General features: G+C 71.7%; 23 protein-coding genes. 8 read left to right on the top strand and 15 right to left on the bottom strand.

Annotated elements, in window-relative coordinates; all coding sequences use genetic code 11:
• Window positions 1-26: 26 nt before the first annotated feature.
• On the top strand, window positions 27-965 hold the full coding sequence (locus H2038_RS05210) for an L-threonylcarbamoyladenylate synthase (RefSeq protein ID WP_292109974.1): 939 nt from the start codon (window positions 27-29) through the stop codon (window positions 963-965).
• A gap of 201 nt (window positions 966-1,166) precedes the next feature.
• On the opposite strand, the gene H2038_RS05205 is transcribed toward H2038_RS05210, so the two are convergent.
• The 5 genes from H2038_RS05205 to H2038_RS05185 form a co-directional block, all read right to left on the bottom strand.
• Window positions 1,167-2,351, bottom strand: coding sequence for a PepSY domain-containing protein (locus H2038_RS05205; RefSeq protein WP_292110399.1), 1,185 nt, complete (start codon window positions 2,349-2,351; stop codon window positions 1,167-1,169).
• Window positions 2,261-4,429 (bottom strand): TonB-dependent siderophore receptor, encoded by a 2,169-nt coding sequence (locus H2038_RS05200; protein WP_292109971.1) that lies wholly within the window; start codon window positions 4,427-4,429, stop codon window positions 2,261-2,263. Before H2038_RS05200 ends, H2038_RS05205 begins: the two co-directional genes overlap by 91 nt.
• Before the next feature lie 115 nt (window positions 4,430-4,544).
• The gene (locus tag H2038_RS05195) at window positions 4,545-5,393 is read right to left on the bottom strand and encodes a 3-hydroxybutyrate dehydrogenase (RefSeq protein ID WP_292109969.1); all 849 of its coding nucleotides are present in this window, start codon (window positions 5,391-5,393) and stop codon (window positions 4,545-4,547) included.
• Window positions 5,394-5,458: 65 nt separating this feature from the next.
• Window positions 5,459-6,232 carry a peroxide stress protein YaaA gene (yaaA, locus tag H2038_RS05190; RefSeq protein WP_292109967.1) on the bottom strand — a complete coding sequence of 258 codons (774 nt, stop codon included), beginning with the start codon at window positions 6,230-6,232 and terminating at the stop codon, window positions 5,459-5,461.
• Between the two features lie 44 nt (window positions 6,233-6,276).
• The gene (locus H2038_RS05185) at window positions 6,277-7,101 is read right to left on the bottom strand and encodes an NAD(P)H-hydrate dehydratase (protein WP_292109965.1); all 825 of its coding nucleotides are present in this window, start codon (window positions 7,099-7,101) and stop codon (window positions 6,277-6,279) included.
• Between the two features lie 117 nt (window positions 7,102-7,218).
• Here H2038_RS05185 and H2038_RS05180 point away from each other — a divergent pair, with 117 nt between their 5' ends.
• Both H2038_RS05180 and glnA read left to right on the top strand, forming a co-directional pair.
• Window positions 7,219-7,557 carry a P-II family nitrogen regulator gene (locus tag H2038_RS05180; protein WP_292109964.1) on the top strand — a complete coding sequence of 113 codons (339 nt, stop codon included), beginning with the start codon at window positions 7,219-7,221 and terminating at the stop codon, window positions 7,555-7,557.
• Between the two features lie 72 nt (window positions 7,558-7,629).
• Window positions 7,630-9,039, top strand: a complete 1,410-nt coding sequence (glnA, locus tag H2038_RS05175) for a type I glutamate--ammonia ligase (protein ID WP_292109962.1) — start codon at window positions 7,630-7,632, stop codon at window positions 9,037-9,039.
• A gap of 73 nt (window positions 9,040-9,112) precedes the next feature.
• On the opposite strand, the gene H2038_RS05170 is transcribed toward glnA, so the two are convergent.
• The 6 genes from H2038_RS05170 to H2038_RS05145 form a co-directional block, all read right to left on the bottom strand.
• The gene (locus H2038_RS05170; RefSeq protein WP_292109959.1) at window positions 9,113-10,123 is read right to left on the bottom strand and encodes an HWE histidine kinase domain-containing protein; all 1,011 of its coding nucleotides are present in this window, start codon (window positions 10,121-10,123) and stop codon (window positions 9,113-9,115) included.
• A 51-nt stretch (window positions 10,124-10,174) separates the two neighbouring features.
• Window positions 10,175-11,053: a twin-arginine translocase subunit TatC gene (tatC, locus tag H2038_RS05165; protein ID WP_292109956.1), complete on the bottom strand. Its 879-nt coding sequence runs from the start codon at window positions 11,051-11,053 to the stop codon at window positions 10,175-10,177.
• On the bottom strand, window positions 11,050-11,589 hold the full coding sequence (tatB, locus tag H2038_RS14850; RefSeq protein WP_366926484.1) for a Sec-independent protein translocase protein TatB: 540 nt from the start codon (window positions 11,587-11,589) through the stop codon (window positions 11,050-11,052). Before tatB ends, tatC begins: the two co-directional genes overlap by 4 nt.
• Before the next feature lie 38 nt (window positions 11,590-11,627).
• Window positions 11,628-11,843, bottom strand: a complete 216-nt coding sequence (locus tag H2038_RS05155; RefSeq protein ID WP_292109953.1) for a twin-arginine translocase TatA/TatE family subunit — start codon at window positions 11,841-11,843, stop codon at window positions 11,628-11,630.
• A 102-nt stretch (window positions 11,844-11,945) separates the two neighbouring features.
• Entirely contained in the window at window positions 11,946-12,338 is a 393-nt protein-coding gene (locus H2038_RS05150) for a type II toxin-antitoxin system death-on-curing family toxin (protein ID WP_292109950.1), read from the bottom strand.
• Window positions 12,335-12,523, bottom strand: a complete 189-nt coding sequence (locus tag H2038_RS05145; protein ID WP_292109947.1) for a hypothetical protein — start codon at window positions 12,521-12,523, stop codon at window positions 12,335-12,337. Before H2038_RS05145 ends, H2038_RS05150 begins: the two co-directional genes overlap by 4 nt.
• A gap of 85 nt (window positions 12,524-12,608) precedes the next feature.
• On the opposite strand from H2038_RS05145, the gene rnhA reads away from it, so the two are divergent.
• Window positions 12,609-13,049, top strand: coding sequence for a ribonuclease HI (gene rnhA, locus H2038_RS05140; RefSeq protein WP_292109944.1), 441 nt, complete (start codon window positions 12,609-12,611; stop codon window positions 13,047-13,049).
• Window positions 13,050-13,089: 40 nt separating this feature from the next.
• Window positions 13,090-14,376 carry a patatin-like phospholipase family protein gene (locus H2038_RS05135; RefSeq protein WP_292109941.1) on the top strand — a complete coding sequence of 429 codons (1,287 nt, stop codon included), beginning with the start codon at window positions 13,090-13,092 and terminating at the stop codon, window positions 14,374-14,376.
• On the opposite strand, the gene H2038_RS05130 is transcribed toward H2038_RS05135, so the two are convergent.
• From H2038_RS05130 to H2038_RS05120, 3 genes are all read right to left on the bottom strand, one after another.
• The gene (locus H2038_RS05130) at window positions 14,269-14,730 is read right to left on the bottom strand and encodes an NfeD family protein (RefSeq protein WP_292109938.1); all 462 of its coding nucleotides are present in this window, start codon (window positions 14,728-14,730) and stop codon (window positions 14,269-14,271) included. The genes H2038_RS05135 and H2038_RS05130 overlap by 108 nt on opposite strands.
• 3 nt (window positions 14,731-14,733) lie before the next feature.
• The gene (locus H2038_RS05125) at window positions 14,734-15,711 is read right to left on the bottom strand and encodes an SPFH domain-containing protein (protein WP_292110396.1); all 978 of its coding nucleotides are present in this window, start codon (window positions 15,709-15,711) and stop codon (window positions 14,734-14,736) included.
• 101 nt (window positions 15,712-15,812) lie between these two features.
• Complete coding sequence (locus tag H2038_RS05120; protein ID WP_292109935.1) at window positions 15,813-16,223, bottom strand: NUDIX hydrolase; 411 nt, start codon at window positions 16,221-16,223, stop codon at window positions 15,813-15,815.
• Window positions 16,224-16,280: 57 nt separating this feature from the next.
• Here H2038_RS05120 and H2038_RS05115 point away from each other — a divergent pair, with 57 nt between their 5' ends.
• The 3 genes from H2038_RS05115 (at window position 16,281) to fabG (ending at window position 19,557) form a co-directional block, all read left to right on the top strand.
• Window positions 16,281-17,687: an FAD-binding oxidoreductase gene (locus H2038_RS05115; RefSeq protein ID WP_292109933.1), complete on the top strand. Its 1,407-nt coding sequence runs from the start codon at window positions 16,281-16,283 to the stop codon at window positions 17,685-17,687.
• Between the two features lie 69 nt (window positions 17,688-17,756).
• A complete protein-coding gene (fabD, locus tag H2038_RS05110; RefSeq protein WP_292109930.1) occupies window positions 17,757-18,704 on the top strand; it encodes an ACP S-malonyltransferase in 948 nt (315 codons plus the stop codon).
• Between the two features lie 112 nt (window positions 18,705-18,816).
• On the top strand, window positions 18,817-19,557 hold the full coding sequence (gene fabG / locus H2038_RS05105; protein ID WP_292109928.1) for a 3-oxoacyl-[acyl-carrier-protein] reductase: 741 nt from the start codon (window positions 18,817-18,819) through the stop codon (window positions 19,555-19,557).
• A 206-nt stretch (window positions 19,558-19,763) separates the two neighbouring features.
• Here fabG and H2038_RS05100 read toward each other — a convergent pair whose 3' ends face one another.
• A complete protein-coding gene (locus H2038_RS05100) occupies window positions 19,764-20,183 on the bottom strand; it encodes an endonuclease domain-containing protein (protein ID WP_292109926.1) in 420 nt (139 codons plus the stop codon).
• Between the last annotated feature and the right edge of the window lie 239 nt (window positions 20,184-20,422).

The following is a 20,422-nucleotide window of genomic DNA, read 5'->3' as shown; positions in this document are numbered from 1 at the left end:
CCGCGCCTCAGCAGCGGAGCGCTCCCATGCCGGGCGGCCAGAACCAGCGCGGCGCCACCGACGCCCAGGCCGTGGAGGCCCTCGCCGGCGGCGGGCTCGTCATCCTGCCGACGGAGACGGTGTACGGCCTCGCCGCCGACGCCTCGAACCCGACCGCGGTCGCCGCCATCTTCGAGGCCAAGGGCCGGCCGCGCTTCAACCCGCTGATCGCCCACGTGGCCGACGCCGCCCAGGCCGAGGCGATCGCTGTGCTCGACGCCCGCGGCCGGGCCCTGGCCGAAGCCTTCTGGCCGGGGCCGCTGACCCTCGTCGCGCCGGTGCGCGACCGCGTCGCGGTCTGCGACCTGGCCCGCGCCGGGCTGGACAGCGTCGCGGTGCGGGTCCCCGGCCACGCCCGCGCCCGCGCGATCATCGCCGCCTTCGGCAGGCCCGTCGTCGCCCCCTCCGCCAACCGCTCCGGCCGCCCCAGCCCGACCACCTTCGACGACGCGGTCGAGGAGACCGGCCGCGCCGCCGCCGACGCCGTGGACGGCGGTCCCTGCGCGGTGGGGGTGGAGTCGACGGTGGTCTCCGTGCTGGACGGCCGCGTCAGCCTCCTGCGGCCCGGCTCGGTGACGCGCGAGGAGCTCGAGGCGGTGGTCGGCCCCCTCGACGAAGGCGGGGAGGGGCATCGCTCCCCCGGCCGCACCGCGCTCCACTACGCCCCCGACGCTCCGGTGCGCATCGACGCCGACGGGGCGCGTCCGGGCGAGATCCTGCTCGGCTTCGGTCCCGGCGTCGGCGACCCCCGCTGGAGCCTCAGCCCGGCCGGCGACCTGCGCGAGGCCGCCGCCAACCTGTTCCGTCGCCTGCGCGAGGCGGACCGCGAGAGGCCGGCGGGCATCGCCGTCTCGCCGATCCCGGCCCACGGCCTCGGCGAGGCCATCAACGACCGGCTGAAGCGGGCGGCGGGTTTCGTCGGCTAGCCGCCGGGCCGGCGGCGGGCCCCTGCCGCCGGCGGGCCGCCAGCGCCCATGCGGCCACAGCGGGCCCGGAGGCGAGCAGGGCGGCGCCGATCCCGTCCATCACGCCGTCGCCGAGCAGCGCCCCGACGAGGCCCGCGAGGCTGAGCCCGCCGACGACGAGGGGGACGGCGAATATGGCTCCCGGGCCCGGATCCCGCCGACTCATGCCCGCGCCTTCCGCCGGCGGGCGAGCCAGAGATAGAGGCCGGACGCCAGCACCACGATCGTGACCAGATCGAGCAGGGCCCAGACGATCTTCAGCGGCAGCCCGCCGTAGTCGCCGAAGTGCAGCGGCTGCGACAGCGACAGGGTCTTCACATACCACGGCGTCGCGGCGACGGCGGTCAGTTCGCCGGTCCGGGCGTCGATGAGGGCCGGCGTCGTCAGGTGCCTCGTCAGCGGCGTGTCGCCGTGGAAGAACACGGCGTAGTGCCGGTCCGTCGAATAGTCTGACCCGGGGAAGGCGACGAACTGGAGCGTGCGGCCGGGCAGGGCGGCGCGGGCGCGCTGGACCGCCGCCTCCAGCGAACTCCGCTCGCCCGGCGCCGCCGGGGCCTCGTGGGCGGCGGCGAGCGCTTCGAGCGAGGTCTCCTTCCAGTAGGCGATGATCGGCACGGCGAGGGTGTTGACCACCCCCGTCAACCCCACGACCAGCACCCATGCGACCGTCACCACGCCGAGCAGGTTGTGATAGTCGAGCCAGCGGATCGGCGCCCTGCGGTCGGCGCGCACCGTCCCGAACGGCAGGCGCCGCATGAACGGCGCGTAGAGCACCACGCCCGAGACTACGGCCACCGCCAGCAGCAGGCCCATCAGCCCGAGGAACAGCATCCCCGGCAGGCCGAGGAACATGTCCGTGTGGAGCTGCAGCAGGAACTCCATGACGGGGTGCCCGGCCACGGGCGGGGCGGGATCGCCGCTGGTCCGGTCGATCGGCTGGAAGGTGTAGCGGCCCGGCGGCCCGGCGGGATCGACGCTGGTGACGTTCACCACCGGCCGGTCCTCGTCGAAGCTCATGAAGGCGGGGACCTCCCCCGGATGCCGCGCCAGGGCGACGTCGAGCACCTCGTCCAGCGTCAGGACCCGCCCCGGCGCGGCCGGCCGCCAGTCCCGGTGCAGCAGCGCCTCGTCGATCTCGTGGCTGAACACCAGCGGCAGGCCCGTCAGGCACAGCATCAGCAGGAACAGGGTCGAGACGAGGCTCGACCACCGGTGCACCCACGACCAGGCCCGGAGGGTCCGTGTGTCCATGCCGGTCAGAAGTCCGCCGAGATCGAGATCGAGACGCTCCGCGGCCCGCCGAGGGTCAGGTAGTTCGCCCCCGGATAGCCGCCGACCGCGACCCAGTGATCCTCGTCGGCGAGGTTCTCGACTCGCGCCCGCAGCGTCAGCGGCCGGCCGCCGGCCTCGAAGGCGTAGCGGACGCCCGCGTCGAAGCGGGTCCAGGCGTCGAGCTCGACCGTGTTGGCGCCGTCCACGAACTGCTCGCCCGTGTGGACCGCACGGCCCTCCAGCGTCAGGCCGGCGACGGCGGGGACGTCCCATTCGACGTTGAGGTTGGTCTGGAATTCCGGGGCGCCGATCGGGGCGTTGCCGTCCAGTGCGCCGCCCGCGGTGCGGGTCAGCTCCGCATCCAGCAGGGTCACGCCGCCGAGCACCCGCAGACCCTCGACGGGCTCGCCGAACAGGCTGAGCTCGACCCCGCGGTTCTCCTGTTCCCCGTTGGCGGCGAAGACGTTGTTCTCGACGAAGGCGCTGGGCAGGGTCAGGCGGAACAGGCTGATCGAGCCGCCGAACGTCCCGCCGTCGTACTTGGCCCCGACCTCGGCCTGTTCCCCGCGGAACGGGTCCAGCACCTCCCCGGCGTTGTCGACGGGCACGCCGCCGCTGACGGCGGGCGCCGTCTGGCCCGGAACCAGCGCCTCCGCATAGTTGGCGTACAGCGAGATCCGGTCCGACGGCTTGTACACGAGGGCCAGGGCGGGGGTGACGGCGTCGCCCTCGTAGGCGGAGAGCGGCGCGCCGCTGTTGTAGTCGTAGGAGCGCGTCTCGATCTGCTGGTGACGCACCCCGGCCGTGAGCAGCAGGCGGCCGTCGAGGAAGGACATCATGTCGGCCAGGGCGACGGAGGTGTTCTCCACCCGCTCGGTGACGTTCGGATCGTCCAGATCGCCGCCGACGAAGAAGTCCGCGGCCGGGGGCGCCACGACGACCGGGGCGTACAGGTTGCTGGCGAAGCCGGCGAAGCTCGAGAAGGCGTAGGCGTTCTCCGACTTCGACTGCACCCGTGAGGCGGAGGCGACGAGGCGGTGGCCGACGGCGCCGGCCGTCAGATCGGCGCGCACCCCCACATCGCCCGACCACACCGTGTCGCGGCGGGCGTTGTCGAAGCGGTAGGCGCTGAGGGTCCCGTCCGGCTGGGCCGTCGGGTTGGCCAGCCGGTTCGCCTCCTCGCCCCGCCGGCCGCCGAAGGCGGCCCAGGCGACGACGTCCCCGGTCAGGTCGAACTCGCCCCGCGCCGCGCCGAACAGCTGCCGCTCGTCGGTGTAGGTCCACGGCTGGGCGAAGTTGGCGTCTGCGGACGGGGGCGTCGGAACCGCGCCGGCCGGGGTCACGCTCGGCCGCGGCGCGTCGATGTGGTGGTCCTGCCAGCCCAGATCGGCCGAGAAGCGGGCGCGGTCGCCGCGGTGGTCGACGCCCAGCCCCGCGACGCGCAGCTGGCGATCCTCGCCGTCCACCGCGCCGGTCCCGTCACGGGCGGCCAGGTTGAGGCGCACGCCCCAGTCGCCGTCGGTCCCGAAGCGGCGCGACAGGTCGGCGGCGGCGTAGATCTCGTCCTCGCCCGACCAGCCGGCGGTCAGGCGCGTGAGCGGCGCGTTCCCCGCCCGCTTCGGCACGAGGTTGAAGGCCCCGCCGACGCTGCTCCCGCCGGGGGCCGCTCCGTTCAGGAAGGCGGTGGCCCCGTGGAAGACCTCCACCCGCTCCAGCAGCTCCGCCGCCACGAACTGGCGCGGCAGCACGCCGTACAGGCCGTTGTAGGTCATGTCGTCCGAGTACACCGGGAAGCCGCGGATGACGTACAGCTCCTGGAAGTTGCCGAAGCCCTTGGTGACGCGCACCGCCGGGTCGTTCTGCAGCACGTCGGCGACGCTCCGCGCCTGCTGGTCGCGGATCAGGGTCTCCGTGTAGCTCGTCGTGGCGAACGGCGTGTCCATCACGTCCAGCGAGCCGAACAGGCCGGCGCGGCCCCCGGTGGCCACCTGACCGCCCGCATACGGGGGCGGCAGCCGGACCTGGGAGCCGGTGACGACGATCTCGTCCAGCCGCGCCGGCTCGGCGTCCGCCTCCTGGGCGAAGACAGGTCCGGAGGCCGCCACGGCGGCGACGGCGACGGAGGTCAGCAGGGCGGTGAGACGAACGGACACGACGGACTCCGATAATGCGAATGGCTCGCATTATCGTGGAGGTCTCCGGGGCGCAAGGCGAAGCCGCGTCCGCAGCCGGGGCGCGACCGCAGGCCGCAGCGGGCGGCGGCCGGGCCTACTGCGCCGTCCAGCCGCCGTCGATGGAGAAGCTCGCCCCGTTCGCCGAGGCGCCGAGGTCGGAGACGAGGTAGAGCATCATCCCGACCAGCTCGTCGGTGGTGACGAAGCGCTTGGTCGGCTGCGAGCCGAGGATCACGTCCTTCAGCACCTGCTCCTTCGACATGCCCCGCGTCCGCGCCTGGTCGGCGATCTGCTTCTCGACGATGGGCGTCTCGACGAAGCCGGGGCAGATGGCGTTGCAGGTGATGTTGTCCTGCGCGACCTCGAGGGCGACGGTCTTGGTGAAGCCGATCACGCCGTGCTTGGCCGCGACATAGGCCGACTTGAACGGGCTGGCGACCAGACCGTGGGCCGAGGCGACGTTGACGATCCGCCCGCGGCCCTGGGCCTTCATGATCGGGATCGCCGCCCGGGTCGCATAGAAGGTCGACGACAGGTTGATGGCGATGATCTGCTCCCACTTGTCCGCCGGGAACTTCTCCACCGCCTCGACGTGCTGCACGCCGGCGTTGTTGATCAGGATGTCGACCCGGCCCAGCTGGTGCTTGCCGAAGGCCACCATGTCGGCGACCTCGTCGCCGCGCCGCATGTCGGCGGCGTGGTACCGCACCCGGACGCCGCAGCTCGCCTCCATCTCGGCGCGGGTGCGCTCGATCTCGGCCGGGTCGCCGAGGCCGTTCAGCACCACGTCCCCGCCGCGCGAGGCGATGGCCCGCGCCATGGCCAGACCGATCCCCGAGGTCGAGCCGGAGATCACCGCCACCTGGCCGCTGAGGTCGCCGATGTCGCGGAAGGGCTCGCGAGCGGTGTCGGAGGCGTCGCCGCGCCGGGGCCACTGGAACATGAAGGTCTCGTCCGTCCTGTCTGTCACGCCAGCCTAGCCGTTCGCGGGTGCGAAGGCGACAGGCCTCAGGAATTTCCCGGCCTGATGAATATCCAGTCCGTGGCGCTCGATAAAGCCTCGTCGAAGCGATAGCCGTCGCGGTCGAACGCCTTCAGGTCCTCGACCCGTTCGAGCCCCGATTCGGCCGCGAACCGGGCCATGCTCCCGCGCGCCCGCTTGGCGAAGAAGGAGACGATGCGGCTCGATCCGTCGCGCGCCTCGCGGAAGTGGCAGGTGACCACCGGCAGCTTCAGCGCCCGCGCGTCGACGGCGCCGAAATATTCCTGGCTGGCGAGGTTCACCAGGGTCGGGTCGGCGTGCCCTTCCGCGTCGGCGTTCAGCTGTTTCGAGATGCGGTCGCCCCAGAAGTCGTAGAGGTTGGCCCCGCGCCGCGTCTTCAGCCGCGTCCCCATCTCCAGCCGGTAGGGCTGGATCCGGTCGAGCGGCCGCAGCAGGCCGTACAGCCCCGACAGGATGCGCACATGGGCCTGGGCCCAGCCCAGCGCCGGTCGGTCGAGGGTCCGCGCGTCCAGCCCTTGGTAGACGTCGCCGGCGAAGGCCAGCGCCGCCTGCACGCCCTTGTCCGTCGCCGCCGGCTCCAGCGCCCGGAACCGCTCCTGGTTCAGCCGGGCCAGATCGTCGGACAGGGACATCAGCCGCCGCAGCTCGGCCTGCGTCTGTCGCCGGGCCGTGCGCGTCAGCGCCGTCGTCTCGTCCACGAAGCGGCGCTCCGTGGCGGGGATCGCCGGATCGGGTTCGGTGAAGTCCAGCCGCTTGGCCGGGGAGAGGACGATCAACATGCGGTCGGATTAGGCCGCTTCGGCCGCGAATTGAACCGCCGACCTCAGCCGCCCGGCTGCAGCGCCGCCAGCACCCCGGGCAGCAGGTCGGGCAGGTCCTCGGCGATCAGGCCGGGCCCGAAGCGCCGCGCCGCCTCGGCGTGCATCCACGCCGCCGCCCGCGCGGCGTCGAAGCTGTCCATGCGCTGGGCGACCAGACCGCCGATCATGCCCGCCAGCACGTCGCCGCTGCCGGCGGTGGCCAGCCACGGCGTGCCGTTGTCGTTGATCGCCCGGCGGCCGTCGGGCGCGGCGATCACCGTCGCCGGCCCCTTCAGGACCACCACCGCCCCCGAGCGGGCCGCCGCCTCCGCCGCCGCCGCCTCGCGCCCGCCGTCGAGCAGGCCCGGGAACAGGCGTTCGAACTCGCCCGCATGCGGCGTCAGCACGTCGTCGCGGTCGAGCAGCTCGAACAGGTCGGCGGGCCAGGCCTCGAAGGCCGTCAGACCGTCGGCGTCGACGACCAGCGCCGCGCCCGTCTCCGCCAGCGCCCGCAGATTGGCCCGCGTGGCGTCGTTCACCCCCGCTGCGGGGCCGATCACCACCGCATCCAGCGGCTGCGCGGCTTCCGCGAGGGCCTCGGGCGAGGCGAACGGCGTCAGCATGACCGCCTCGATGGCCGGCGCGATGATCGCCGCCGCCTCCGGCGGACACAGGATGCGCACCAGTCCCGCCCCGATGCGCAGCCCGCCCCGCGCCGCCAGCCGGGCCGCGCCGGTCTGGAAGGCCTTGCCGGCCACCACGCCGAGGCGTCCCCGCGCGTGCTTGTGGATATCTTCGGCCGGCCAGGGCAGGGCTTCGCGCCAGTCGGCAAGGGCAGGGGCGGTCATCGGGCCTCTCCTCCGTTCACGGATGGCGACTGCGGTCGAAAAGGGCTTGCCTTATTGTGCGATGCAATGTCCATTCGCCTCCCGAGCGCGAGGCCCTCTGGCCCGCCGGGATCGCCGATGAAGAAGATCGAAGCCGTCATCAAGCCCTTCAAGCTGGATGAAGTGAAGGAAGCGCTGCAGGACGTCGGCGTGCAGGGCATGACGGTGCTCGAGGCGCGCGGCTACGGCCGGCAGAAGGGGCATTCGGAACTGTATCGCGGGGCCGAGTACGTCATCGACTTCCTGCCCAAGATCAAGATCGAGGTGGTGGTTCCCGACGACCTCGTCCCGGCGGTGGTCGAGGCGATCCAGACCGCCGCCCGCACCGGCAAGATCGGCGACGGCAAGATCTTCGTCTCCGACGTCCTCGACGTCATCCGCATCCGCACCGGCGAGACGGGGGCCCAGGCCGTCTGATCGCTGCAGACCACCGGCCGCCCTCCCGGGGCGGCCGTTTCACTATCCTCCCCAAGAAACGGACCTCCGAGCATGAGCGACGCCGGCAAGATACTGAAGGACATCAAGGAGAAGGACGTCCGCTACGTCGATCTCCGCTTCACCGACACCAAGGGGCGGATGCAGCACGTCACCTTCGACGTGGACCTCGTCGACGAGGAGTTCCTTGAGGAGGGCACCATGTTCGACGGTTCGTCGATCGCCGGCTGGAAGGCGATCAACGAGTCCGACATGCTGCTCAAGCCGGACCTCAGCAGCGCCTGGATCGATCCGTTCTACCAGCAGACCACGATGTTCCTGTTCTGCGACGTGCTGAACCCGGACACCGGCGAGCCCTACAACCGCGACAGCCGCTCGATGGCCAAGAAGGCGCTGGCCTATGTCCAGTCCTCCGGCGTCGGCGACATGGTCTTCTTCGGCCCCGAGGCCGAGTTCTTCGTGTTCGACGACGTGCGCTGGTCGACCCAGGCCCACGACACCGGCTACGCCTTTGACTCCATCGAGCTGCCGGCCAACACCGGCGCCGAGTATTCGGAAGGCAACATGGGCCACCGCCCGGGGCCGAAGGGCGGCTATTTCCCGGTCAACCCGGTCGATTCCGGCCAGGACCTGCGCGGCGAGATGCTGTCGGTCATGAAGGACCTCGGGCTGAACCCCGAAAAGCACCACCACGAGGTGGCGCCGGCCCAGCACGAGCTCGGCCTCAAGTTCAGCGACCTGCTGACCATGGCCGACCGGCTGCAGCTCTACAAATACGTGATCCACAACGTCGCCGCGGCCTACGGCAAGTCGGCGACCTTCATGGCCAAGCCGATGTTCGCCGACAACGGCTCGGGCATGCACGTGCACCAGTCGATCTGGAAGGACGGCAAGCCGCTGTTCGCCGGCGACAAGTACGCCGGCCTGTCGGATCTCTGCCTCTGGTACATCGGCGGCATCATCAAGCACGCTAAGGCCATTAACGCCTTCGCCAACTCGACCACCAACTCCTACAAGCGCCTGGTGCCGGGCTACGAGGCCCCGGTGAAGCTGGCCTATTCGGCCCGCAACCGCTCGGCCTCGATCCGCATCCCGTGGGTCAACTCGCCCAAGGCCAAGCGCATTGAGGCCCGCTTCCCGGACCCGATGGGCAACCCCTACCTGACCTTCGTCGCCCTGCTGATGGCCGGTCTCGACGGCATCGAGAACCGGATCGACCCGGGCGCGGCCGCGGACAAGAACCTGTACGACCTGCCGCCGGAAGAGCGGACCAACATTCCGGAGGTCTGCGGCTCGCTGCGCGAGGCGCTGGAGAACCTCGACAAGGACCGCGCCTTCCTCAAGAAGGGCGGCGTCATGGATGACGACTTCATCGACAGCTACATCGAGCTGAAGATGGAGGAGGTCATGCGGCTGCAGCTGCACCCGCACCCGGTCGAGTTCGACATGTACTACAGCTGCTGATCGACAGGGGGCTGACGATCACGCGGGGGCGCCGGGCGGGAGACCGTCCGGCGCCCTTTCGCTGTTCCCGGGCTCATCCGGCGGGGCCGGCGTCTGCGACCAGGCCCGCGTCGGGCGCGGCCGTCTCGACCAGCCCGAGGGTGATCAGGCAGCGCACCCCCTCCGGCTCGTACTCCACGCGGGCCTCGCCCCGCTGGTCCGAGAAGGCGCTGCGCAGCAGCCGGCTGCCGAAGCCCCGGCGGGTCGGCGGGCGGACCGGCGGCCCGCCGGCCTCGCGCCAGAGCAGGGTCAGGGCGCGGCGGCCGCAGGCGTCCAGCGACAGGTTCCAGCCGAGGTGGACCTCGCCCCCCGCCACGCCCAGCGCCCCGTACTTGACGGCGTTGGTGGCCAGCTCATGCAGCACCAGCGACAGGGTGACCGCCTGCGACGGGTGCAGCCGCACCCGCGGCCCCTCGAGATGGAAGTGCGCCGGCTCGCCCCGGTAGGGCGCGACCACGTCGTCGACCAGGGCGGCCAGGTCCGCGCCCGCCCAGTTCTGCTGCACCAGCACGTTGTGGGCCCGCGACAGCGCCAGCAGCCGGCCGGTCAGGTCGGTGCGCACTTCGGCGGAGACCCCGGCGCCGCGCAGGGTCTGCTCGATCACCGACTGCACTGTGGCCAAGGTGTTCTTCACCCGGTGGTTGAGCTCGTTGAGCAGCAGGACGCGCTGTTCCTCCGCCATCTTGAGCGCGGTCTCGTCGCGGAAGATCTTGATCACCGCGGTGTCGTCGTGGCGGAAGGGCAGGGTCAGCCCGTTGCCCCAGAAGCGCGTGCCGTTGCGGCTGCAGTGCCACCGTGAATCCTCCGCCCGCCCGGTGGCGAGCGCCGTCTCGATTTCCTGCTCGGGCGCGCCTGCGGCCTGGTCGGCGGCGGTGTACAGCAGGCGCACGTGCCGCCCCACCACGTCCTGTTCGTCATGGCCGGTGATGCCGGTCGCGTCGGCCAGCCACCGCACGATCCGCCCGTCTCCGGTCAGGCCGATCACGGCATAGCCGCGCAGGTGCTCGAGCAGGGAGGAGGCGAAGGCGGGACAGACCCGGGTCATCCAGGTCCAACGCGGCTGGCGCCGCAAAGGCGCCTGCGTCGACTGGCCGACTCAGGCGGCTGCGGCGTCCGCCCGTCCGCGGCGCAGCTCGATCAGCCGCACGCACCAGATGCTGACCTCGTAGAGCAGCACCAGGGGGATGCCGAGCATGATCTGGCTGAGCGGATCGGGCGGGGTGACGAAGGCGGCCACCACGGCGATGGCGACGATGGCGTATTTCCGGCTGGAGGCGAGGGCGTCCGACGACACAATCCCGGCCATCCCCAACAGGGTCATCACCACCGGCAGCTGGAAGCACAGGCCGAAAGCCAGCAGCAGCGCCATGACGAGATTCAGATAGTCGGATACGCGCGGCAGAAGCTCGGCGGAAATGCCGCCGCCGCTGATCTGCTGTCCTAGCGAGAAAAGCATGACGAACGGCAGCATGACGTAATAGACCATCGCCGCGCCAAGCAGGAACAGCAGGGGCGCGGCGATCAGGAAGGGCAGGAAGGCGCCCCTCTCGTTGCGGTAGAGGCCCGGGGCTACGAACCGGTACAACTGCCACGCCAGCACCGGGAAGGTGACGACCACGGCCCCGAAGGCGGCCAGCTTCATCTTGGTGATCAGGAACTCGAGGGGCGCGGTGAAGATCAGATTCACGGTGTCGCCGTCCCCTCGCGGAACGGGAACCAGCCCGGCGGTTCCCAGGATCAGGTCAAACGGCGAAACGCTTCCGCCGGGGCCGGCCGCCTCGCGGAACTGGGCGGCGACCGCGAAAGGCTGGACCAGGAAGACATAGATCGGGTCGGCAACGATGAAGCAGCCGATGAAGCCCAGCACGAAGGCCGCCACGCAGACGACCAGCCGGCTGCGCAGTTCGATCAGATGATCCATGAGCGGGGCGCGCGACGCCTCGATCTCGTCCTCGTCGCGATCATGGGGACTCACGGCTCGATCGCCCTCTTGCGCGGCGCGCGGGAATTGGCGGGGGCGCGGGACGCGGCGGCCCCGGCCTTCGACTTCGGCCCCGAGCCGGCGGCGCCCGCGGCGGCGGTCGTCTTCTTCGCCCTCGACCGGGCGGGCTTGACGGGCGGCGGGACGGGCTCGGGTTCAGGTTCCGCCAGCGGCTCCATCACCGGGGCGGAGTCGGGCCATTCGTCCGGTCCGGTCAGGGCCGGCCGGCTCGCGTCCAGCGGTCGGTTCAGGTCCTGGCTGATGTCGCGGAACGTCGCCTCGGCCTCGGCCCCAAGGGGGACCATCGCCTGACCGGTGCGAAGCGCCTCGACCTCCTTGCGCAGTTCGTCCAGCTCGGACTGACGCGCCAGTTCGTCGAAGCTTGAGCGGAATTCATTGGCCATGGCGCGCGCCTTGCCCACGGCCCTGCCGACCTTGCGCATCAACAGGGGCAGGTCCTTCGGTCCCACGACGATAAGCGCCAGCAGGCCGATGACGAGGATTTCCAGCCCGCCGATGCCGGGCCCCAGACCACCCATCCGTCAGTCTCTCCGGCGCGATGCGGCGCTTACGACCTGAGGTCTTCTTTTTCGGACTCGGTGCGCGGCAGGGCGCCGGCGCGCTCGTCCCGCGGCTTTTCGGCGTCACCGTCCTTGAGGCCGTCGCGGAAGGCGCGGATGCCCTTGGCGGCGTCGCCCATCAGGCCCGAGATCTTGCCGCGCCCGCCGAACAGCAGGAGGGCGAGGACGGCGATGATCAGGATTTGCCAGATACCGGGCTGCATGGCGGCTCAATCTCTATCGATGGCGGAGCGATATTGCCCCGGCCGGAATTCATGGTCCCGCATATAGGCCGTTCGGTGGCGTGACGCCAAGCGATTGCCGCGTCAGGTCGCCGCGCTGTTGGCGCGGATCCAGGCGGCCAGCTGTCCTTCGTCCATCTCGCCGCCCGCGACTGCGACCATGGCGCGGGTTGCGTCCTCGTCGGCCGCGAGCAGCCTCCACCCGTTCAGTTCGAGGAAGAGACCCAGTCCGAGGAACGCCGCCCGCTTGTTCCCGTCGACGAACGGATGGTTTCTGGCCAGTCCCACAGCATACGTCGCGGCAAGGGCCCGGACGTCCTCCACGCCCTCGTAACACCAGCGGTTGACGGGCCGCGTCAACGCCGAACTCAACAGCCCCGCGTCGCGCAGTCCCGGAGAGCCTCCTGTTCGCGCGAGGACATAACTATGGAGTTCGAATATCTCGGGGTCGGTCAGCCAGCGGGGCTCCACGGTCACTTGGCCAGTGCGTCGAACGTCCTGATATATCGCTCAACAAACGCCTTGCCCTTCTCGACTGCCTCCGAACCGGCGGCTTCGACCCGGACATCGTCGCCGAAGGTGGCGCCAAGCTTGGCGAGGTCCGCTTCGTCCAGTTCGATTACGGCCTTGCCGGACACGTTCTGAATCTTCGCATGGATCATGGTGTCGCTCCTGCCTAGGAACATAGCCGAACGCCGACTCGCCTCCAACCAACCCGAGGTGGGAAACCGACCAAGGAAAGCCGCCGTGTCCCACGTCATCATCCACACCGACGGCGCCTGTCGCGGCAATCCGGGCCCGGGCGGCTGGGGCGCGGTCCTGCAGACCGGCGGCGGCCACGAGAAGGAGCTGTGGGGCGGCGAGCCGCTGACCACCAACAACCGCATGGAGCTGATGGCGGCGATCCGGGCGCTGGAGGCCCTGACCCGCCCCTGCCGCGTCGATCTGCACACTGACAGCAAGTATGTGATGCAGGGCATCACCGAATGGATCCGCGGCTGGAAGGCGCGCGGCTGGAAGACGGCCGAGAAGAAGCCGGTGAAGAACGAGGACCTGTGGAAACGCCTCGACGAGGCCCGCCTGCGCCACGAGGTCAAATGGCATTGGGTCAAGGGCCACGCCGGCCATGAGCTCAACGAACGCGCCGACCGGCTGGCCAATCGCGGCATCGACGAACTCCCGCGCTGACGTTGCCGCCGTGGCCCGCCCGGGAGTATCCACGGGCGTCATGGCCAGCCTGACCCGGAACCTCCGCACCGCCGTGCTCGCCGGACTCGCGGTCTGCCTCGCCGCGTGCGGGACCCTCAGCCGGCCGCCGGACGGCGTGCTGCGGCTGGCCGACGTCGAGGTCGTTCCGGCCGCCGACCCCCGCATCCGGGCGTCCGACGCGGGCCGGCTCGAGCGCCTCGCCGGAGAGCTGGCCAGCCATCTCCAGGAGGGTCAGCCGGCGGCCGTCCTCGCCCTGTCCGGCGGCGGCGCGAACGGCGCCTGGGGGGCGGGAGTCCTCTCCGGCTGGAGCGACCGGGGCGACCGCCCGGCCTTCGCCGTGGTCACCGGCGTCAGCACGGGCGCCCTGACCGCGCCCTTCGCCTTCCTCGGCCCGGCGTGGGACGACCGGCTCGAGTCCGCCTATACGGACGGCGGAACCCAGGGCCTGGTCAGCTGGCGCAGCTTCGCCGCCTTCTTCGCCCCCAGCCTGTTCAGCCCCGCCGACCTGCGGGAGGTCGTCGAACGCCATGTGACGCCGGAGCTCCTCGCCGCGGTCGCCGCCGAGCACGCCCGGGGCCGGCGTCTGCTCGTGGCCACGACCGATCTGGACGCGCAGGAGACCGTGATCTGGGACATGGGCGTCGTGGCGACCCAGGGCGGGCCGCAGGGGCTGGTCCTGTTCCGCGACATCCTCGTCGCCTCGGCCAGCGTTCCCGGGGTCTTCCCTCCGGTCCTCATCGCCGGCCTCGACGAGCAGGGGCGGGTGGTCCAGACCATGCACGTGGACGGCGGCGTCAACGCGCCCTTCCTCGGCGTGCCGGAAGGCCTGCTGGACTGGACGCCGGAATCGCCGGTGCGCGGGACATTCTACGTCCTCGTCAACGGCCAGCTGACCCGTACGCCGCGGGTGACCGGCGGCCGCCTGCGCGACATCCTCGAGCGCAGCTTCGACAGCGCGGGCAAGGCCATGCTCCGCGCCCAGCTGCTGGCCACCGCCGAGTTCGCGCACCGGATCGACATGCCGCTCTACGTGGCGGCCACGCCCCCCGAGCTGGAGACGTCCAGCCTCGATTTCGACCGCGACTCGATGCGGGCCCTGTTCGACGCCGGCCGCCGCGCCGCCCGCGACGGCGAGGCCTGGCGGCGTTTCAGGGCGGAGACGCTGACCGGCGAGGCGGAAGGGGAGCTCCCGCCGCGCTCAGGCGGCGCGCACCTTCAGCCGCGCCCCGTCGACGGCGGCGACGATGACGCTCTCGCCGACCGGCGGCGCGACGCCGTCGATCTCGGCGGCCCATTCGGCGCCTGACACGAAGACGCGGCCGCGGCCGTCGACGAAGGCTTCCGTCACCTGCGCCCGCTGGCCCACCAGCCGCCCGTCGCGGGCGTTGATGTCCGGCGCGTCGGCGGGGTTGACCCGCTGGACAAGCCGTCGCGACAGCAGGGTGGCGATCACGGTCAGCACGGCGAACAGCGCCGCCTCGCCCCAGAAGCCGCCCAGCGGCAGCCCCAGCGCCGTGACCACGGCCACCGCGCCGGCGGACACGGCGGGCCACAACAGCCATTCGGTGGAGAAGGCCGCCTCGACCGCGAGCAGCAGCACGCCCAGGGCCAGCCAGATCCAGAAGGGCTGGGCCGCGTGGAGGTCCATCAGGGCGTCCATGGTCTACTCCGTTCCGGGAACCGAGCCGCGCGTCCGGGGCGCGCGCGGGGCGGGGGCCGGGCGGGCGCCGCCCTGCTGGTCCCGGGCCAGGCCGACCAGCTCGCCGATGCCGGCGATCGAGCCGACCAGGGCCCCCATCTCCGACGGCACGATGACCGTCTTCTGCTGCGGGCTGCGGGCCAGTTCGGCGAAGGCCTCGACGTATTTCTGGGCCACGAAGTAGTTGATGGCGTTGACGTCGCCGCGGGCGATCGCCTCCGACACCATGGCCGTGGCGCGGGCCTCGGCCTCGGCCTCGCGCTCGCGCGCCTCGGCGTCGCGGAAGGCCGCCTCGCGCCGGCCCTCGGCCTCGAGGATGGCGGCCTGCTTGGCCCCCTCGGCGCGGGCGATGGCCGCCTGCTTCTCGCCGTCCGCCTCGGTGATCACCGCCCGCCGCTCGCGCTCGGCCTTCATCTGCCGGGCCATGGCGTTGGTGATGTCGGTCGGCGGGGTCAGGTCCTTGATCTCGATGCGGTTGGCCTTGACGCCCCACGGCTCGGTCGCCGCGTCGATGACGTGCAGCAGCCGGGTGTTGATCGCGTCGCGCTGGCTCAGCACCTCGTCCAGCTCCATCGAGCCCACCACGGTGCGCAGGTTGGTCATGCACAGCTGGGCGATGGCGTAGGGCAGGTTGTCGACCCGGTAGGCGGCGCGCGCCGCGTCCATCACCTGGATGAAGACGATGCCGTCCACCTTCACCATGGCGTTGTCCTTGGTGATGACCTCCTGGGTCGGGACGTCCAGCACCTGCTCCATCATGTTCATCCGCCGGCCGATGCGCTCGACGAAGGGGGTCAGCAGGCTGATCCCCGGGGGCAGGGTCCGGGTGTACTTGCCGAACCGCTCGACCGTGTACTCGCGCCCCTGCGGCACGATCTTCACCACGCTGAACAGCAGCACGAAGGCCAGAACGACCAGCGCCACCACGAATAGAACCGACATGTCCATGCAAGCCTCCCGATCCCGTTCAGGTTATCAGCCCGGGGGGCGGCCGCCACCGAAACCGGACATGCGGAAGATGACATCCGCGTAATCTTCGCCGTTCAGCGGCGTGCGGCGGCGAGGGCGATGATGCGCCGCGTCTCCTCCCACTCCACCCGCGCCGCCGCCTCGGCGAGGGGAAAGAAGGCCGCCTCCGCCGCGTCGTCGCCCGCGACCGGCTCGCCGGCGGTCCATTCGGCGGCGTAGTCGATCAGCACATAGTGCCGCCCCGCCTCGGGAAAGAGGCCGTCGACCACGTCCAGCACGCCGAGGAGGCGCGCCTCGACGCCGGTCTCCTCCCGCAGCTCCCGCAGGGCGGCGTCGACGGCGCGCTCGCCCGGCTCGATGCGCCCGCCGGGCAGGCTCCACTCGCCCTGCCGCGGCGGCCGGCCGCGGCGGACCAGCAGCACCTCCTCGCCCCGCAGGCAGACGACGCCGACGCAGGGAACCGGGGCGGGGAGGGGAGTCGACATGCGCCGCAGGTTGGCCCGCCCCTTCCCCCGCGTCCATGACTCTGGAACAACCGGCCCATGACCCCGCCCGACGCCGAAGCCCTCGCCGCCCTCAAGGACGCTCTCGATCCCGGCGGCTGGACCGAGGATCCCGCCGAGATCGGGCCCTCGCTGACCGAATGGCGCGGCCGCTGGAGCGGCGCGACCCCGCTGATGCTGCTGCCCCGCTCGACCGGGGAGGTCGCCCGCGCCCTCCGGGTCTGCGCCGGACGCCGCATCCCGGTCGTCACCCAGGGCGGCGGCACCGGCCTCGTCGGCGGCCAGGTCCCGTTCGGCGAGGTGCTGCTCTCGACCCGCCGGCTGCGGGCCATCCGCGACGTGAGCCCGCTCGACGACGCCCTCACCGTCGAGGCGGGGGTCACCCTGCTGGAAGCCCAGCAGGCCGCCGCCGCCGTCGATCGCCGCTTCCCCCTCGGCCTCGCCTCCGAGGGCACGGCCACCATCGGCGGGGCCGTGTCCAGCAACGCCGGCGGCACGGGCGTGGTGCGCTACGGCATGATGCGCGACCTGGTGCTCGGGCTGGAGGCCGTGCTGCCGGACGGGGAGGTCTTCCACGGCCTGAAACGCCTGCGCAAGGACAACACCGGCTACGACCTCAAGCAGCTGCTGATCGGGGCGGAGGGCACCCTCGGCGTCGTCACCGCCGCCACCCTGAAGCTCCACCCGGTGCTGCGCTCCCGCGCCACCGCGGTCGTCGGCGTGGACGGCCCCCAGGCCGCCGTCGAACTGCTGGCCCGCGCCAAGGCGGAGACCGGCGGCGGGGTCGAGGCCTTCGAGCTGATGAAGCGCATCGGCCTCGAACTGGTGCTGAAGCACATCCCCGACACCCGCGAGCCGCTCGACTCGACCCCGCCCTGGTGCGTGCTGATCGAGCTGGGCGCCGGCCAGCCCGGCGCGGCCGAGACGGCGCTGGAGGCCCTGCTCGCCGAGGCCTTCGAACGCGGCCTGGTCACCGACGCCGCGATCGCCCAGAACGAGGCCCAGCGCGCCGCCTTCTGGAAGGTGCGCGAGGAGCAGTCCGCCGGGCAGAAGCCCGAGGGGCCCGGCTGGAAGCACGACGTCTCGGTGCCCGTGTCCCGCATCGCCGACTTCCTCGAGGAGGCCACCGCCGCCGTGCTCCGTTTCGAGCCGGGGGCCCGCGTCAGCGCCTTCGGTCATGTCGGCGACGGCAACATCCACTACGACGTCATGCGCCCGCCGGAGGCCGACCCCGCGGCCTTCATGGCCCGCCAGCCCGAGGGCTCGCGGATCGTCCATGACATCGTCGCCCGCTACGACGGCTCCATCTCGGCCGAACACGGTCTCGGCCGCCTCAAGACCGACGAGGCCCGGCGCTACAAGTCTCCCGCCGAGGTCGCCGCCATGCAGGCGATCCGCGCGGCGCTGGACCCGCACCGCATCATGAACCCGGCCGTTCTGTTCTGAGCCCCGGCTTGCCCCTGCGGCAGGCCCGGCCTATCGCTGCGCCCTCGATTCACGGTTCCGGAGCCCCCCATGACCCTCGCCCTTCTCTTCCCCGGACAAGGCAGCCAGTCGGTCGGCATGGGGGCGGCGCTGGCCGACGCCTTCGCCAGCGCCCGCGAGGTCTTCGCCGAGGTCGACGAGGCGCTGGGCCAGAAGCTGTCGATCCTGATGCGCGAGGGCCCCGAGGACCAGCTGACCCTGACCGAGAACGCCCAGCCGGCCCTGATGGCCGTCTCGGTCGCCGCCGCCCGCGCCCTGAAGGCCGAGTTCGGGGTCGACGTCAGCCGCGCCGCCTTCGTCGCCGGCCATTCGCTGGGCGAATACTCCGCCCTGTGCGCCGCCGGCGCGATCGCCCTCGCCGACACGGCCCGCCTGCTGAAGCTGCGCGGCCAGGCCATGCAGCGCGCCGTGCCGGTGGGCAAGGGCGCCATGGCCTCGCTGATCGGGCCGAAGACCGACCTCGCCCTCGCCGAGGAAGCCGCGAAGGCCGGCTCCGAGGTCGGCGTCTGCGTCGTCGCCAATGACAACAACGCCGGCAACATCGTCATCTCGGGCGACAAGGCCGCCGTCGACCGCGCCATCGAAAAAGCCAAGGAGCTGGGCGCCCGCGCCATCCCGCTGAACGTCTCGGCGCCCTTCCACTGCCCGCTGATGCAGCCCGCCGCCGACGAGATGGCCGCCGCCCTCGCCGACGCCCGCATCTCGGCCCCGGTCGTCCCCGTCGTCGCCAACGTCACCGCCCGCCCGGAGACCGATCCGGAGGTCATCCGCCGCCTGCTGGTCGAGCAGGTCACCGGCCGCGTCCGCTGGCGCGAGTCGATGGAGTGGATGGCCGGGGAGGGCGGCGTGACCCGCTTCGCCGAGATCGGCTCCGGCAAGGTCCTGACCGGCATGGCCAAACGGATCGCGCCGGACGCGGAAAGCCTGTCGCTGAACAGCCCGGAGGACCTCGAGGCCTTCGCGAAGAGCTTTGGGTGAAGAGCGCCAGTGAGCAAGAAGTGAGCCGCTGCGGCGACCGCCTGCTCTCACGCAGCTCACCTCTCGCTCACTAACACTTTTCACTTCTCACCACACCGCATCGGAGCCCCCCATGTTCAACCTCACCGGCAAGACCGCCCTCGTCACCGGCGCCACCGGCGGCATCGGCGGCTCCATCGCCCGCGCCCTGCATGCGCAGGGCGCGACCGTCGTCCTCTCCGGCACCCGCGAGGCGGTGCTGCAGGACCTGGCGAAGGAACTGGGCGAGCGCGCCTTCGCCGCCGCCGCCAACCTTTCGGACGCGGAGTCGGTCGACGGTCTGGTCGCCCGCGCCGAGGAGGCCGCCGGCGCCCCGCTGGACATCCTCGTCGCCAACGCCGGCATCACCAAGGACGGTCTGCTGATGCGGATGAAGGACGAGGACTTCGAGCAGGTCATCAAGGTCAACCTCGAGAGCTACTTCCGCCTGTCCCGCGCCGCCGTGAAGGGGATGATGAAGCGCCGCGCCGGCCGCATCATCGGCGTCACCTCGGTGGTCGGCGTCACCGGCAACCCGGGCCAGACCAACTACGCCGCCTCCAAGGCCGGCATGATCGGCTTCTCCAAGTCGCTGGCCCAGGAGGTCGGCAGCCGCGGCATCACCGTCAACTGCATCGCCCCCGGCTTCATCGCCTCGCCGATGACCGACGTGCTCAACGACCAGCAGCGCGAGGCCATCCTGTCGAGGATCCCCGCCGGCCGCCTCGGCCAGGGCGACGAGATCGCCGCCGCCGCCGTCTACCTGTCCTCCGACGAGGCCGCCTACGTCACCGGCCAGACCCTGCACGTCAACGGCGGCATGGCGATGATCTGAACCCGCGCCGCGGCCTCCGCGTCACCTCCCCGTCGCAGATGAGGAGGGAGACCATCCGGGCCGCAGGCGAGGGATGGTGGAAGGGGCGGCGCAGGCGGTGTCCGCGGGCCGCTCCCTGGGCCCGCGTCGCCCCCTCCTGACCCGCTGACGCGGGTCTGTCCTCCCCGTTCGCCTTCGCTCACGGGGAGGTGAGCGCCAGCGCCGCTTCACCTCCCCGTCGGAGACGGGGAGGGGGACCGCCCGAAGGGCGGTGGAGGGGGCGGCGCGGACGCCTGGAGGCGCTCCCGCACCACCCGAACGATGAAGGCCAGCACGCCGTCCAGTTCGTCGCGCACGTCCACCGCCGCCACCCGGATCACGCGCACGCCCCGCGCCGCCAGCCACGCGGACCGGCGGCGGTCGTGCGCCAGCCGCTCGGGATCTTCGTGGCAGCGGCCGTCGATCTCCACCGCCAACGTCGCCGCCGGACAATAGAAGTCGAGGATGTACGGCCCGATCGGGTGCTGCCTGCGGAACTTGTGACCGTGCAGTCGCTTCCCGCGCACCCGCGCCCACAGACGCGCTTCCGGCGGCGACATCGGGCGCCGGAGAGCCTTGGCCTGGGCATAGGTGCCACGCTCTTCCATGGGGAAAAGATAACACGGGTATGGAAACGGACAAGAACAAACGCGGAACACATGGTCGCAACCCCGGCCATTCACCTCCCCGTCGGAGACGGGGAGGGGGACCCGAAGGGCGGTGGAGGGGCGGCGCAGGCGGTGTCCGCGGGCCGCCCCCTGGGCCCGCGTCGCCCCCTCCTGACCCGCTGACGCGGGTCTGTCCTCCCCGTTCGCCTTCGCTCACGGGGAGGTGAGCGCCAGCGCCG

The organism is Brevundimonas sp. (genome assembly GCF_013912005.1).
In the GTDB taxonomy this organism is placed as follows: domain Bacteria; phylum Pseudomonadota; class Alphaproteobacteria; order Caulobacterales; family Caulobacteraceae; genus Brevundimonas.
The sequence above is the reverse complement of the archived record's forward strand: the minus strand, read 5'-3'. Positions and strand labels throughout refer to the sequence as shown.

Coding starts and splice junctions, on each gene's coding strand:
- H2038_RS05210 (WP_292109974.1), top strand. CDS start 27: ATGCCGGGCGGCCAGAACCAGCGCGGCGCCACCGACGCCCAGGCCGTG.
- H2038_RS05195 (WP_292109969.1), bottom strand. CDS start 5,393: ATGTTCCAGTGGCCCCGGCGCGGCGACGCCTCCGACACCGCTCGCGAG.
- yaaA (WP_292109967.1), bottom strand. CDS start 6,232: ATGTTGATCGTCCTCTCCCCGGCCAAGCGGCTGGACTTCACCGAACCC.
- H2038_RS05185 (WP_292109965.1), bottom strand. CDS start 7,101: ATGACCGCCCCTGCCCTTGCCGACTGGCGCGAAGCCCTGCCCTGGCCG.
- H2038_RS05180 (WP_292109964.1), top strand. CDS start 7,219: ATGAAGAAGATCGAAGCCGTCATCAAGCCCTTCAAGCTGGATGAAGTG.
- glnA (WP_292109962.1), top strand. CDS start 7,630: ATGAGCGACGCCGGCAAGATACTGAAGGACATCAAGGAGAAGGACGTC.
- H2038_RS05170 (WP_292109959.1), bottom strand. CDS start 10,123: ATGACCCGGGTCTGTCCCGCCTTCGCCTCCTCCCTGCTCGAGCACCTG.
- H2038_RS05155 (WP_292109953.1), bottom strand. CDS start 11,843: ATGCAGCCCGGTATCTGGCAAATCCTGATCATCGCCGTCCTCGCCCTC.
- H2038_RS05145 (WP_292109947.1), bottom strand. CDS start 12,523: ATGATCCATGCGAAGATTCAGAACGTGTCCGGCAAGGCCGTAATCGAA.
- H2038_RS05135 (WP_292109941.1), top strand. CDS start 13,090: ATGGCCAGCCTGACCCGGAACCTCCGCACCGCCGTGCTCGCCGGACTC.
- H2038_RS05130 (WP_292109938.1), bottom strand. CDS start 14,730: ATGGACGCCCTGATGGACCTCCACGCGGCCCAGCCCTTCTGGATCTGG.
- H2038_RS05125 (WP_292110396.1), bottom strand. CDS start 15,711: ATGTCGGTTCTATTCGTGGTGGCGCTGGTCGTTCTGGCCTTCGTGCTG.
- H2038_RS05120 (WP_292109935.1), bottom strand. CDS start 16,223: ATGTCGACTCCCCTCCCCGCCCCGGTTCCCTGCGTCGGCGTCGTCTGC.
- H2038_RS05115 (WP_292109933.1), top strand. CDS start 16,281: ATGACCCCGCCCGACGCCGAAGCCCTCGCCGCCCTCAAGGACGCTCTC.
- fabD (WP_292109930.1), top strand. CDS start 17,757: ATGACCCTCGCCCTTCTCTTCCCCGGACAAGGCAGCCAGTCGGTCGGC.
- fabG (WP_292109928.1), top strand. CDS start 18,817: ATGTTCAACCTCACCGGCAAGACCGCCCTCGTCACCGGCGCCACCGGC.
- H2038_RS05100 (WP_292109926.1), bottom strand. CDS start 20,183: ATGGAAGAGCGTGGCACCTATGCCCAGGCCAAGGCTCTCCGGCGCCCG.